This window comes from Mycobacterium sp., assembly GCF_047975165.1.
In the GTDB taxonomy this organism is placed as follows: domain Bacteria; phylum Actinomycetota; class Actinomycetes; order Mycobacteriales; family Mycobacteriaceae; genus Mycobacterium.
This window is the reverse complement of sequence record NZ_JBKECZ010000098.1, coordinates 48057-61605: the sequence shown is the minus strand read 5'-3', so window position 1 is coordinate 61605 and position 13549 is coordinate 48057. Positions and strand designations below refer to the sequence as shown.

Genomic DNA, 13549 nt, shown 5'->3' with positions numbered 1-13549 from the left:
GTCGGCGGCTTCGGCGATGCGGCGGCTGGCGTCGGGTTTGGTGATGCGCAGCCGGTTGGCCAGGGTTTCACTCAGGGTGCCGCCGAGCTCCTTTTTGTCCGCGGTGGCGCGCAGGTTGTTGATCAGGGCGTGGCGGGGTGTGGGCATGCGCCGGTCGATGGTTTCCAGGCGGTCGAGCATCGCCAGCCGCTCGGGTGTGGTGAGCACATCGAAGTCCAACTCCAGCAGCCGATCCTGGACCGCGTCGAGTGCGTCGAAAACCTCGACGATCTCTTCACGCGTGCTGGCTGCCATGGTTCAAATGCTAGAGACACCCACCGACAACTCCCGGCCCCAAAGCCCGAAAATCCGGTGCCGCAGCCACATTCGGCCACTTTCATCCACAGACCCGGATTTATCCACAAAATCGGTGCACCCCCTTGACAATTGACAGATCATCAGCCACGACTGTCCACGACCGCAACGACTAGTCGGCCCGACGAAGCACCCGCGTCGGGCGGGTTCACCAAGGAACATGATCGGGGATAGCGCGCGTGTCCGGAGGCAGGGCGGCGTCGGTGACTCCCCATGCCTGAAGACAGGCCGGCGTCGGTGACCGCCCCGAAGCGGGCCTGAAGATACCGCAGAGCCTGGTCTAGTGTTGCTACGGTTCTGACGCATCCTCTGAACCCCGGCGCCCCCATAGCCCAATTGGCAGAGGCAGCGGACTTAAAATCCGCCAAGTGTCGGTTCAAGTCCGACTGGGGGCACGACTGCCAGCAGACCGGTTTGGGTTAACTACCCAGCTGGCGCAGACCTTCTGCGATCTTCGTCCAGTCGATGACTCCGGTGCAGGCATCGACTACCAGCTGTTCTGCCACGTCCACGTCGTAGGAATCAGGCAACGGATGCCCGTTGAGCCCCAGAAAGGCCCATGCGGCGGTCCAGGCAGACCGCTTGTTGCCATCAACAAAAGGATGATTGGCCGCCAGCGAATGTAGCAGCGCCCCGGCTTTGTCCCACACCGTTGGATACGCATCGGTGCCGAATGCTGACGCCTGCGGGCGGGTGATGGCCGATTGCAGCAGGCCCTCATCACCTACGACCAGCGGGAATCCGATAGCAAGGGAACAGTAGGCCACCACCGTGTCGCGGTCGAGGAACTCCGTCACTTCAGCCGTTCGTACAATTCGCCCGAGCGCTCGGCCACATGGGCAAAAGCCTGTCGCAGCCGCTCTTCACGATCGGCGGCCAGCGCGGCATCGCGAACGAACGGTTTCAGAGCCTGCCCGTTGCGGGCCGCCAGAGCGCGAATCCGCTCCATCTGCTCTTCAGTAAACGACACATTCAACGACGGCATGAAATACCTCCCCAACGCTAGGTACCTCAAGGGTACCTAGCCGGTACCCGGCGTACCAGGCGGCGAATTGAGATCCGCCCGCCAGGTGTCGGTTCGAGCCCGACGGTTCGAGCCCGACAGGGGTCACCGGGCGGAACCGACGCAGCCGTCATCGTCGGTACGGCACGTGCGCCTAGACGTCCAATTCCACCAGAACCCGGCGCAACAGCTTGCCGGTGGCGTTGCGCGGCAGCTCCTCGATGAACACCACGTCGCGAGGAACCTTGTGCCGGGCTAGGTTGTCCTTCACGTACTGCTTGATTTCCGCTCCGTCCCGCGCGGCGCCCGGCTCGGAAACGATAAAGGCGCGCAACCGTTTTCCGAATTCGACGTCGTCGACTCCGACCACTGCCACCTCGGCGACGTCATCCCGCTCCTCGAGCAGGTTCTCCACTTCCTGTGGGAAGACGTTCTCGCCGCCGGAGACGATCATGTCGTCGTCCCGGCCGTCGACGAACAGCAATCCGTTGTCGTCGAAATGGCCCATGTCGCCGCTGGACATGTAGCCGTCGATGATCTGCTTGGTGCGCCCGTCGGTATATCCGGCGAATGGCGCGCCGTTGCGCACGAAGATCCTTCCGCGGCGGTTCTTACCCGACACGCGCCGGTCGTGTTCGTCATAGAGCACAACCTCACAGGTCACCGGAGCGCGGCCAGCGGTACCGGGCGCCAAGCGCAGCTCGGCGGGGGTGGCGATGGTCGCAATGGCGCACTCGGTCGATCCGTACATGTTGTAGAGGACGTCACCGAAGGTGTCCTGCGCCCGGTTGGACAGTTCGGGGCTCAGCGCCGACCCGGCGATCAGGATCACTTTCAAAGACGACGTGTCGTACTTTGCGATGACCTCGGGAGCAAGCTCGACCATCCGGTGCAGCATGGTCGGGACTGCGACCAGCATGTCGGCCTTGTGCTCCGCGATGAGCTTCAAGGTGGCCTCCGGCTTGAACCGCCGGGCGGTCACCACGTTGTTGCCCAGGGCGGCGCCGACGGTGTAGGTGGCCCAGCCGGTGCTGTGGAATATCGGTGAGACAATGACCATTGTTCCCTTGCGGGGGAACGGGACTCGGTCCACGATCTGCGATGTGGCCAGCGGGTTCACCGAGTCTCGCGGTGCGCCCTTGGGTAGGCCGGTAGTACCGCTGGTGAGGATGACGGACCCGCCCGACTTGCTCGGCGGGGGTAGGGGATCGGTGGAGTTCGCCGCGATGATGTCGTCGAGGGACTGTTCGCCGGCGGGCACGTCTGCGCCGTCGTCCACCCAGGTCAGTATGCGCGGTAACTCGGGAGGCAGCGCGTCGAGCAGACCGAGGAACTCGCTGTCGTGCAGCATGACGCTGACGTGCTCGCGCTGGCAGACCTCGGCAAACTGCGGTTTTGCGAAACCGGTGTTCATCAGCACCAGGCGGGAGCCGATCTTGCCCGATGCTGCCATTGCGGTGACCAGGCCGCGATGGTCACGGCACAGCAGACCGATGACGGATCCCTCGGTTACGCCGAACGACTCCAGGCCCCGGGCCAGTGCCCAGGATTGGTCGTCGACCTCCTTGTATGTCAATGTTCCGCGCTCGTCGGTGATCGCCGGCAGGTCCGGGTATCTGCGTGCACCCAGGATCGCCATGGTGCCCTGCGGCCCGTAGACCGGCGAGAGCTTGGCGGCCTGCACGGTCGAATTCAGGTCTTTGAAGTCGATAATGCCGCTCTGGGTCAGACGCGCCACCGCGCGGGCCGACTCGCTGATGTGCTGCAGCTTCTGCTGGATGGTGGCCAGTGCGTTGGCCATGGATCCTCCTTGGGGCCAAGTTTGGCAAAAACGGTAGCAGTCGCCGTGGCGGTGGCCCGGCCGGGCATTTCGGAGCTTCCCCGCAGCAAGGTTGTCGGGGCGGCTCGGGCGATGGGGCCGGTGGGCCTACGAGGGGTTCGGTACTGGTTCGTTCGAGCAGTCGACCGCACATCGGCGGTCTCGCCGCAGGGGCGGATTAACAATTTCGCGGGGACACGCGTGTGCAACGATGTGATATACGGCGCTTTCGCGGATCAAAATAAGTGACTCTTATTGAACACTCAGATTAATGGTCGATTGGAATATATTTAAATTTATGATCAGGCGGGGTCAGAGCGTTGTGAAGGCATCACCAAGCCCTTCGCGGCCCGATTGTGTTTTCCACTTTCTAAGAGCGGCCCCAATTCCGGGTGACGTAGATAACAATAGATAACAAGAATTTGTCCAGTTTGGAATTTAGCGACTAGTATCGCGCGTTGAGTGTGCCGATACCGCGTGATTGACGCCGTCGCGCGCATGCGCCGGGTAGCGGTGCTGCACAGGGTGCCACGGCGAACAAGGCGTGCCACGACGACCAAGCCTGCGCGACGACGGCGCGGGCATCTTCAGATTTCAACAGACCACGAAAGGCGGCATGGGCATGAGCCTCGGAAGCACAGCGGGCGGGCAAGGGGTCGAGGTCGTCGGCATCGGCGAGGTCGACCCGGCGGCGACCCCGCCGACTCCGGCAGCGACAGCGGTTCGGATACCGGTGAACGGGGGTCCGATCGGCGATATCGCCGTCAGTCCCGACGGCACCCGATTGCTGCTGACCCACTTCGGCAACCACAGCGTCTCGGTCATCGACACCGACGCCGGCCGGGTGGTGCAGGCCATCCCCGGGATCGCCGAACCGTACGCCGTCGCAGCCGCCGGTGACAGCCGTGCCTACGTGAGCACCGTGTTGCCCAGCTTCGACGCGATTCAGGTCATCGATGTGGAGCAGGGCGTCGTCGTGGCAACCCACCCGGTCGCACTGAGCGTGAGCGACCTGGCCGCCGGCGCCGACGGCAAGCATTTGTTCGTGAGTCGAAACAGCGCTCGCGGCGCCGACGTCGCGGTGCTGGACGCCGACGACGAGATGAACCTGGTCGAGGTGATCGACATCGCCACCACCGCGGGCACCGCCACCGAATGTGTCCGGGTCAGCCCCGACGGGACCCGCCTCTACGTCGGGATCAACGGCCCGTCCGGCGGCCAGCTGGTCGTGATCGACACCGGCGCGGCGGGTGATAGGGGCGCTGCGACGAACGGTCGCTCGCGTCGGCGCGGAAAGAACACCAAACCCTTCGCCGCAGCCGGCGCCAATCGGGTGGCATCCAACCGCAACCCCGCGGTCATCGACACGATCGACATCGGACTCCCGGTTCGCGACGTTGCCGTCAGTCCCAACGGCGCCCGGGTCTACGTCGCCAGCAGTGGCCCCGACTTCGCGGTGGTCGACGTCGTCCACACCGCATCCGGCGAGGTCAGCGCAACCCGCAAGATTTCCGAGATCTCCGGCCTGCTCACCCGGCTTGCCCTCAGCGCCGACGGCGACCGGGCGTATCTGGTCGGCCAGGACGGCGTCACCGTGCTGTGCACGCTCACCCAGGATCTGATCCGTTCGATCGACCTGGCGGCCCAGCCGTCGTGTGTGGCGGAAAGCCCCGACGGCCGCCACCTCTACATCGCCGACCACTCGGGCCGGGTCAGCGCGGTTCGGCTGCCGGCGCCGGTGGACGCCGATGTGCATCAGTCCGCCCTGGAAACCCGGAGTTCGGCCGAGTTGTTCGTACCCGAGACGCTCCACGACCCGGCGCTGGTCTGAGCAGCGGCGTTCGGCGCCGAGTGGTCCGTGGTTCCGCGATGTGCTGTGCGGCGATAGCATTCGCTATCGGGGACATCAGGCGGCGCTGCGCCGCGACGGGTGAGGCGGTACATCGATGTACAGCACGATGCAGGATTTTCCGCTGACGATCACCGCGATCATGCGCCACGGCTGCGAGGTCCACGGCATGCGGGAGGTCATCACCGCAACCGGGGACGGCTACCGCACCACCACCTATCGTGACGTCGGCCGGCAGGCCGCCAAATTGGCAAACGCATTGCGTCACTTGGGTGTAACCGGTGATCAGCGCGTCGCCACATTCATGTGGAACAACGCCGAGCATCTCGCCGTCTACCTTGCCGTTCCCTCGATGGGCGCCGTGCTGCACACGTTGAACATCCGGCTGTTCGCCGATCAGATCGTCTACGTGGCAAACCAGGCCGAGGACCGGGTCGTGCTGGTCGATATGTCGCTGGCGCCGTTGCTGGCGCCGGTGCTGGCAGACCTGCGCACCGTGCACACCGTGATCGCGGTCGGCGGTGGTGACATCGCAGCGCTCAAGGCATCCGGCAAGACAGTCGTCCGTTATGACGATGTTCTGGATCCCGAGCCGGATGACTTCGACTGGCCGCCGATCGAGGAGCTCTCCGCGGCCGCCATGTGCTACACCAGCGGCACCACGGGAAATCCCAAAGGCGTTGTCTACAGTCATCGTTCGAGCTATCTGCACACGATGGCCGCGTGTGCCGTCAACGGAATCGGGGTCGGGTCGAGTGACCGCGTGCTGCCGGTGGTGCCGATGTTCCATGCCAACGCCTGGGGGCTGCCCTACGCGGCGTTGATGGCCGGTGCCGACCTGATCCTGCCGGACCGGCACCTCGATCCCGCTTCGCTGATCCACCTGGTGGAGACGTTGCGGCCCACGGTAGCCGGAGCGGTGCCGACCATCTGGAACGACGTGATGCATCAGCTGGAACGCGATCCCGGCCATGACATGTCCTCGCTGCGACTGGTCGCCTGCGGCGGGTCCGCTGTTCCCGAATCGCTGATGCGCACCTTCGAGGAGAAGTACGACGTCGAGATCCGCCAATTGTGGGGCATGACCGAGACATCGCCGCTGGCCTCGATGGCCTGGCCCCCGCCGGGCACTCCGGGCGACCGCCACTGGGCATACCGGGTCACCCAGGGGCAGCCGGTGTGCGGGGTGGAGGCGCGCATCGTCGATGACAACGGTGCGGTCCGGCCCAACGATGGCGCGGCGGTCGGTGAGCTGGAAGTTCGCGGGCCGTGGATCACCGGCTCGTACTACCTGGGACAGGACGAATCCAAGTTCGACGCGGGATGGTTGCGCACCGGGGACGTCGGCCACATCGATGAACGGGGATTCATCACCCTGACCGACCGCGCCAAGGACGTCATCAAGTCCGGCGGAGAGTGGATCTCTTCGGTGGAAGTGGAAAACTGTCTGATCGCCCACCCCGACGTGCTGGAAGCCGCGGTGGTCGCGATCCCCGACGAGCGCTGGCAGGAAAGGCCGTTGGCAGTTCTGGTGGCCGAGCCAGGGTCCGGACTCGATGCGGCTGAACTGCGAAAATTCCTGTCCGACAAAGTAGCCCGATGGTGGGTGCCCGAATTCTGGGCTTTCGCCGAGGAAATCCCGCGGACCAGTGTGGGCAAGTACGACAAGAAGGCCATCCGGTCCCGGCACGCCGACGGCGGCTACCACGTGATCGAGGTGCGCGGATAGCCGGTCACCGGTAGCCGGTAACGAGGAGGGTCTGGGTATGAAACTGCGGGTTGTGCAATGGGCCACCGGTGGGGTCGGTGCGGCCGCGATCAAGGGCATCTTGGAGCATCCCGACCTCGAACTGGCCGGCTGCTGGGTGCATTCCGCGGACAAGGCCGGCCGGGACGTCGGCGAGATCATCGGCTGCCCCGCGCTCGGCGTGATCGCCACCAATAGCATCGACGATATCCTCGCCCTGGACGCCGACGCGGTGATCTACGCGCCGCTGCTGCCCAATGTCGACGAGGTCGCCGCATTGCTGCGCTCGGGTACGAACGTGGTCACCCCGGTCGGTTGGTTCTATCTCCCGGCGAAGGAGGCCGAGCCCCTCCAGGAGGCGGCGCGGGTCGGAAACGCCACCCTGCACGGCGCCGGGATTGGGCCCGGGGCGGCCACCGAACTGTTTCCGCTACTGCTCTCGGTGATGTCGACCGGTGTGACGTTCGTTCGGGCCGAAGAGTTTTCCGACATGCGCACCTACGCGGCACCCGATGTGCTGCGCTATGTCATGGGCTTTGGCGGCAGCCCGGACACTGCCTTGACCGGGCCGATGCAGAAGCTGCTCAACGGCGGCTTCTTTCAGTCCGTGCGCCTGATCGTCGACAGACTGGGTTTCGCCGCCGAACCCGAAATCCGTCCGACGCAACAGGTTGCGGTCGCGACCGGGCCCATAGATTCGCCCATCGGGGTGATCGAGCCGGGCCAGGTCGCCGCACGTCGTTTCCACTGGGAAGCCGTGGTCGCCGACACCACGGTCGTCCGGATAACCGTGAACTGGCTGATGGGCGAGGAAAATCTTGATCCGCCGTGGACTTTCGGTCCGGAGGGGGAGCGCTACGAGATCGAGGTGCGGGGCAATCCCGACACGTTCGTCACCGTCAAAGGCTGGCAACCGGAAAGCGTGCGTGCGGGTCTCGTCAGCAATCCTGGCATCGTGGCGACCGCCGCCCACTGCGTCAACGCGATCCCGGCCACCTGCGCCGCCCCGGCAGGTGTCCGTAGCTTCTTCGACCTGCCTCCGATCACCGGGCGCGCCGCGCCGGGACTGGCGAAGTAGCCGGGTATGCCAACAAAACGTGCCCTTGTCCTGGCGGGCGGCGGTGTGGCCGGAATCGCCTGGGAGACCGGAATTCTGTGCGGCATCGCCGACGAGTCACCGGCGGCGGCGCGGCTGCTGCTGGAGTCCGATGTGCTGGTCGGTACCTCGGCCGGTTCGGCGGTCGCGGCCCAGATCGGCAGCGGCTGCACGCTCGACGAACTGTTTGCCCGGCAGGTTGCCGAGACATCGGCTGAGATCGACCCCGGGGTCGACGTCGACGCCATCACGAAACTGTTCCTCGCTGCCCTGCGCGACCCGCGGCCCGCGGGATCCGATCGGGTAAGGGAACGCCTGAAGCGGATCGGATCGGTCGCGTTGGCCACCGAAACGGTTCCGGAGGCGGTGCGGCGCACGGTGATTGCCCAGAGGCTGCCGTCGCACCGATGGTCCGGCCGGCAGCTGCGGGTCACCGCCGTCGACACTGTCACCGGCGAATTCGTGGTGTTCGACCGCAGCTCGGGTGTCGGCCTGGTCGATGCGGTGGCTGCCAGCTGCGCGGTGCCGGGAGCCTGGCCGGCAGTGACCATCGCCGGCCGGCGCTACATGGACGGCGGTGTCAACAGCTCGGTCAACGTGGCAGTGGCCGACGACTGCGATGCGGCGGTGGTGCTGGTGCCGGCTGGGCCGGACACACCGTCGCCGTTCGGGGCCGGGCCGGCCGCCGAGATCGCGGCGTTCGGCGGGGCGACGTCGAGCGTATTCGCCGACGAGACATCCCTGGCGGCCTTCGGGTCCAATCCGCTGGACCCGCGATGCCGGGTCGCTTCGGCGACGGCGGGGCGGGCGCAAGGGCGCCGCGAAGCCCGTGCCGTCGCGCGGTTTCTGGGTGTGTAGACCGGGCCCGGGCTGCCCGGCCGGAGCGGGCGGCTGGCGCGAGCCTCAGTCCTCGACAGCAGGTTGTTGGGGCTCGTCGGTGCCGGCGTTCTCGTAGGCGTCCAGCGCGCGGGCCGCCAGGGCGCGCCCGGTGGCGATGACCTCGGCGGCGCGATGGAATTCCAGGCTGCGGCACGTGGTTCGCGGCACCTCGATCAGCACATCGGGCGGATATGCCGCCAGCGTGTGGCGGGCCAGCGCGGACTGCGCGATGTCGATGGTGCGGTTCATCACATCGAAGCTGCCGAGTTTCGGGAGGTCGGTTACGTCGACGTCGCCACCCGGGTCGGCGGGCTGTTGCCCGGGGTCGGTGGATTCGTCCTCCGATTCCGGAACCACCGCACCGAAGCGGCTCAGCACCGCTCGCGCGGTCGGCCGGTCGAGCACGGACTTGGCCGCGTTGGTGTCCAGGAGCGCGGTAGTGCTGCGCAGCATCCGGCCCAGCCATTCGGTGGTCGATCCCGGTTCGGTGTCGCGTGCCAGCCCCGGCTCGCTGCCGTTGAGGCTCACCGCGATCGTCAGGTCGGCGTTGATAGCGGCAATGGGGGCCATCGGCAGGGGGTCCAGGATGCCGCCGTCGGCCAGCAGGTGGCCGTCGATCTCGTGCGGCGCGATCACACCGGGGATCGCGATGGAGGCGCGGATGGCTTCGTCGAGCGGGCCGCGCTGAAACCACACCGATTTGCCGGTGAACAGGTCGGTGGCGACGGCGGTGTAGGGGATCGGCAGCTCCTCGATGGCGACCGGGCCGAGGATGTCGCGCACTGCGACCAGAACTTTCTCCGCCCGCATCACTCCGGCCGAAAACAGGGACGGGTCGAGCAACCGCAGAATGGTGAGTTGGGTCAGGGACTCAGCCCAGTCGGCGAGCTCGTCGAGCCGTCCGGCCGCCTGCACGCCGCCGACCACCGCTCCCATCGATGACCCCGCGATGCCGGCTATCTCGTAGCCGCGCTCGCGAAGCTCCTGGATGACACCGATGTGGGCGTAGCCGCGGGCGCCTCCGCTGCCCAGGGCCAGGGCAACGCGAGTGCCGGGTGGACCGGGAGGAGGGACGGTTGTCGGGGTGGTCATCCCGCCATTCTGCTTGGCGCGGGGGAGTTCTCTGCAACTGCGGGGTCGATAGCGACCGGGCGTTCCTGTAGGGCACTGGCGGGGCCGGGGGTAGCGGCGCCAACGGCGCCCGGTGTCACTCGGCGTGCAGCAGTGGCCGCAACTTCGCGGTCTTCTCCGGCGTCCAGCCGGGTGCGGAAAGGATGGCGGACCAGGCGTTGGCGACGATCGCGATGTAGCGGTGGCCGTGGGCGTCGGGGGCCTCCACGGAAACCGCCATGTCGGCAGAAACCTGCAGAAACGTCACCACCGGAATCCAGCTCATCTGCGGTAGCACGTCGTAGCCGCGTCGTTCTTTCAGCCAGTCCGGCTCTTTGAACAGCAGGTCCGGTGTCCACCAGGCGATCGGATCGGAGGCGTGCTGCAAATACACCACCCGCGGTCTGGCCCACGGGGTATCCGGCCGGTCGAGATCCGCCGGACGGGCGACGAACCGGACGTGGTCGCCGTCGTTGTAGATCGGCAACCATTCGGGTGAGCCCGGATCTCGGGTCGCGGTCAGCTGGGTCCAGATGGTGTTGTTGAACGTCGGGCCGCTGAACAATGCGCCGTCGGTGCGGGCCACCACGTTGTTGAGGCTCATGAACGGCGCCTCGCCGCCGAACGATCCCAGGCTCTCGCCGAACACCACCAGTTTCGGGCGCTGGGACTCCGGCATCTGCCGTATCAGTTTGTCGACGGCCTCGAACAGCGCCTGACCGGCCTGCCTGGCCCGCTCCCGGTCCACCAGGAACGACAGCGAACTGGGCAGGAACGAGTACTGCATGGACACGATCGCGGTGTCACCGTTGTACATGTATTCCAGCGCCGAGGCCTCGGCCTCGTTGACCCAACCGGTGCCGGTGGTGGTGGCCACCGCGACCACAGCGCGTCGCAAACCCCCGGTGCGCTGAAGTTCGCGGGCGGCCAGTTCGGCGGTCGCCTGGATGCCGTTGTCGGAATCCAGCCCGGCGTAGGCGCGGATCGGCTGGATCGCCGGCGCGCCGTTGAAGGCCGCCAGCTGCGCTACCGAGGGTCCGGAGCCGACGAAGATCCGGCCCTGGTGCCCCAGCGATTCCCAGGACACCAGCGACTGCGGCCCGCCGGAGCGCAGGGCAGTCTTGGGTGCGGCGGTGTCGGGATCCATCTCGCTGTTGATCGTGGCGAACGTGTCGTTCATCGATCGCATCGCGAACTTGAGTACGACACCGTTGATCAGGGTGACCGTCAGCGCGATGAGCCCGATGACCACGATGGCCGCCGAAACCCGGAACGGCGCCACCCGATCCACCTGCGACACCAGGAGATTCACCAGCCAGCGGATGGCCTTGCCGGTTTCTACCAGGGTGAACAGCACGATCACCGATAACACCGAGGACAGCGGGTAGTCGTGCCACGTCAGGTGCTCGACTCCCATCATGTCGCGCACATCGTCCTGCCACACGTGGAACCGGATCGCCATGATCACCACGCCGATAGCGCCGACCACGATCAGCGGCAGCCAGGCCCAGGCGGGCGCCCGGGGACTGGAGTTCTGCGACCGCATGTAGCGCACCAGCCAGACACCGAAGACACCGAGCCCGTAACCGATGGCGCCGGAGACACCGCTGACCACCCCCTGGAACAGCGGACCGCGGGGCAGCAGTGACGGCGTCAACGACAACCACATGAAAATCAGGCCGACCAAGGTCCCGGTGTAGGTGTAGTTGCGGGCCCACCAATGGCTGCTCATCGTTACCGGATGCGCTGCGGCCCCGTCGGATTCGGCGCCGGGCGTCTGCTCTGCGCCGGCCTGGTACGTACCGGCGGCGGTGACCGGTGAGTCACTCATCGGTGGGTGAAATTGGGCGGGCGCTTTTCGACGAATGCCGCCATACCCTCGGATTGGTCGTCGGTGGCGAAAGTCGAATGGAACAACCGGCGTTCGTAGAGGAGTCCCTCGTCCAGCGTCGATTCGAACGCGCGGTTCACCGCCTCCTTGGCCATCCGGGTCGCCGACAGCGACATCTGCGCAATCGTGGCCGCCACGCCCTTGGCCTCGGCCAGCAGGTCATCAGCCGGCACCACCCGCGAAACCAGGCCGCTGCGTTCGGCTTCGGTGGCGTCGATGGTGCGCCCGGTCAGGATGAGATCCATCGCCTTGGCCTTGCCGATGGCGCGGGTCAGCCGTTGCGATCCGCCCATGCCGGGGATGACACCGAGTTTGATCTCCGGTTGGCCGAATTTCGCTGTGTCGGCGGCGATCAGCAGGTCGCACATCATCGCCAATTCGCAGCCACCACCGAGCGCGTAACCGGCCACGGCGGCGATCGTCGGCGTCCGCACGGCGGCCAGCTTGGACCAGGGGCGGAAGAAGTCGGCGCCGAATGCGTCGGCGAAGGACAGGCCGGCCATCTCCTTGATGTCCGCGCCGGCGGCGAACGCCTTCGCTGAGCCGGTGATGATGATCGCCCCCACAGCCGGGTCGTCATCGAGTTCTGCCGCGGCACTTGTCACTTCGCACATCACCTGGCTGTTGAGCGCATTGAGGGCCTTCGGCCGGTTCAGGGTAATGGTGGCCACCCGGCCATCGCGTTCAACGAGGATAGTCTCGTACGTCATGGTATTACCTTCCGAATGAAGCGGGTCTGGAAACTCAGGTCGTCATCGACGGGCACGAAGTATGCCGCAACGTCGTCGGCGGTGACTTCGGCCAGCGAGGCCGGCGACCACTGCGGGTTGCGATCCTTGTCGATCACCTGCGCACGGATGCCCTCGACCAGGTCGTGTGAGCGCATCGACGCCGACGACACCCGATAATCCTGCACCAGAACATCTTCCAAGGTTTTCAGCTTCGCCGCTCGCTGCACCGCCTCGAACGTCACCGACAGCGCGATGGGGGAGCGAGTGGCGATCAATTCGGCCGCGTCGTTGGCGGGAGTGGCGGCGTGGCCGCGCAACGCGTCGACAATGCCGGGAACAGAGTCGGCCGAATAGCATTCGTCTATCCACTCTCGTTGCGCGGCAAGCTCACTGGAGGGCGGTTCGACAGCGTGCTCGGAGAGTGCACGCTCGACACCGTCGGCGGCGATGACGGCGGTGAATGCGTCGAGTTCGCGGTGCGGCAGGTAGTGATCGGCGAATCCCAGCGCGATCGCGTCGGCGCCGTTGAACGGGGCCCCGGTCAGAGCCGCGTGCAGGCCCAGCTTGCCGGGCGCCCGCGACAGCAGATAGGCGCCGCCGACGTCGGGAATGAACCCGATCCCTACCTCCGGCATGGCGATCTTGGAGGTGTCGGTGACCACGCGGGTGTTCGCGTGTGCGCTGACACCGACGCCGCCGCCCATCACGATGCCGTCCATCAGCGCCACATACGGTTTGCCGCAGCGGCCGACCTGACTGTTGAGCAGATATTCGTCACGGAAGAACCGCCGCGCCTCGGCACCGTCGCCGCGGGCGCTGCGGTGGATGGCCACGATGTCGCCGCCGGCGCACAAGCCGCGCTCCCCGGCCCCGGCCAGCACCACCGCGCGTACCGCGTCGTCGCGCTCCCAGCGGGTGAGGATTGCGCTGAGGGAATCCACCATGGTCTGGTTCAGCGAATTGATCGCCTTGGGGCGGTTGAGGGTGATGAAGCCGACGCCGCCCTCGACGCGGGTCAGGACTTCGCCGGTCTCGGCCTCGGTCACAGCCGTCGTCTCCCCTCGTCGGCA

12 protein-coding genes and 1 tRNA gene are annotated in these 13549 nt (G+C 66.3%); 5 read left to right on the top strand and 8 right to left on the bottom strand.

Features of this window, described 5'->3' with window-relative positions:
- Positions 1-294 (bottom strand): DUF222 domain-containing protein (locus tag ACK5M9_RS10405; protein WP_416893090.1); only part of this gene is annotated, 294 nt, incomplete at its 3' end.
- 381 nt (positions 295-675) lie between these two features.
- Here ACK5M9_RS10405 and ACK5M9_RS10400 point away from each other — a divergent pair.
- Positions 676-749 (top strand) — tRNA-Leu (locus ACK5M9_RS10400).
- A 24-nt stretch (positions 750-773) separates the two neighbouring features.
- On the opposite strand, the gene ACK5M9_RS10395 is transcribed toward ACK5M9_RS10400, so the two are convergent.
- The 3 genes from ACK5M9_RS10395 to ACK5M9_RS10385 all read right to left on the bottom strand — a co-directional run bounded on the left by ACK5M9_RS10395 (position 774) and on the right by ACK5M9_RS10385 (position 3158).
- On the bottom strand, positions 774-1151 hold the full coding sequence (locus ACK5M9_RS10395) for a type II toxin-antitoxin system death-on-curing family toxin (RefSeq protein ID WP_416893089.1): 378 nt from the start codon (positions 1149-1151) through the stop codon (positions 774-776).
- Entirely contained in the window at positions 1148-1339 is a 192-nt protein-coding gene (locus ACK5M9_RS10390; protein WP_416893088.1) for an antitoxin Phd, read from the bottom strand. The genes ACK5M9_RS10395 and ACK5M9_RS10390 overlap by 4 nt, the downstream gene beginning before the upstream one ends.
- Before the next feature lie 172 nt (positions 1340-1511).
- A complete protein-coding gene (locus ACK5M9_RS10385; protein ID WP_416893087.1) occupies positions 1512-3158 on the bottom strand; it encodes an acyl-CoA synthetase in 1647 nt (548 codons plus the stop codon).
- A 640-nt stretch (positions 3159-3798) separates the two neighbouring features.
- Here ACK5M9_RS10385 and ACK5M9_RS10380 point away from each other — a divergent pair.
- The 4 genes from ACK5M9_RS10380 (at position 3799) to ACK5M9_RS10365 (ending at position 8726) form a co-directional block, all read left to right on the top strand.
- Positions 3799-5007 (top strand): YncE family protein, encoded by a 1209-nt coding sequence (locus tag ACK5M9_RS10380; RefSeq protein WP_416893086.1) that lies wholly within the window; start codon positions 3799-3801, stop codon positions 5005-5007.
- Between the two features lie 115 nt (positions 5008-5122).
- On the top strand, positions 5123-6754 hold the full coding sequence (locus tag ACK5M9_RS10375) for a fatty acid--CoA ligase (protein WP_416893085.1): 1632 nt from the start codon (positions 5123-5125) through the stop codon (positions 6752-6754).
- Positions 6755-6785: 31 nt separating this feature from the next.
- Complete coding sequence (locus ACK5M9_RS10370) at positions 6786-7850, top strand: dihydrodipicolinate reductase (RefSeq protein WP_416893095.1); 1065 nt, start codon at positions 6786-6788, stop codon at positions 7848-7850.
- 6 nt (positions 7851-7856) lie between these two features.
- Positions 7857-8726, top strand: coding sequence for a patatin-like phospholipase family protein (locus tag ACK5M9_RS10365; protein ID WP_416893084.1), 870 nt, complete (start codon positions 7857-7859; stop codon positions 8724-8726).
- 45 nt (positions 8727-8771) lie between these two features.
- Here the strand turns inward: ACK5M9_RS10365 and ACK5M9_RS10360 are convergent, their stop codons facing one another.
- The 4 genes from ACK5M9_RS10360 to ACK5M9_RS10345 all read right to left on the bottom strand — a co-directional run bounded on the left by ACK5M9_RS10360 (position 8772) and on the right by ACK5M9_RS10345 (position 13525).
- Entirely contained in the window at positions 8772-9839 is a 1068-nt protein-coding gene (locus tag ACK5M9_RS10360; RefSeq protein ID WP_416893083.1) for a patatin-like phospholipase family protein, read from the bottom strand.
- 115 nt (positions 9840-9954) lie between these two features.
- On the bottom strand, positions 9955-11688 hold the full coding sequence (locus tag ACK5M9_RS10355) for an alpha/beta hydrolase (RefSeq protein ID WP_416893082.1): 1734 nt from the start codon (positions 11686-11688) through the stop codon (positions 9955-9957).
- A complete protein-coding gene (locus tag ACK5M9_RS10350; RefSeq protein ID WP_416893081.1) occupies positions 11685-12458 on the bottom strand; it encodes an enoyl-CoA hydratase in 774 nt (257 codons plus the stop codon). The genes ACK5M9_RS10355 and ACK5M9_RS10350 overlap by 4 nt, the downstream gene beginning before the upstream one ends.
- Positions 12455-13525: an enoyl-CoA hydratase/isomerase family protein gene (locus ACK5M9_RS10345; RefSeq protein ID WP_416893080.1), complete on the bottom strand. Its 1071-nt coding sequence runs from the start codon at positions 13523-13525 to the stop codon at positions 12455-12457. The genes ACK5M9_RS10350 and ACK5M9_RS10345 overlap by 4 nt, the downstream gene beginning before the upstream one ends.
- Between the last annotated feature and the right edge of the window lie 24 nt (positions 13526-13549).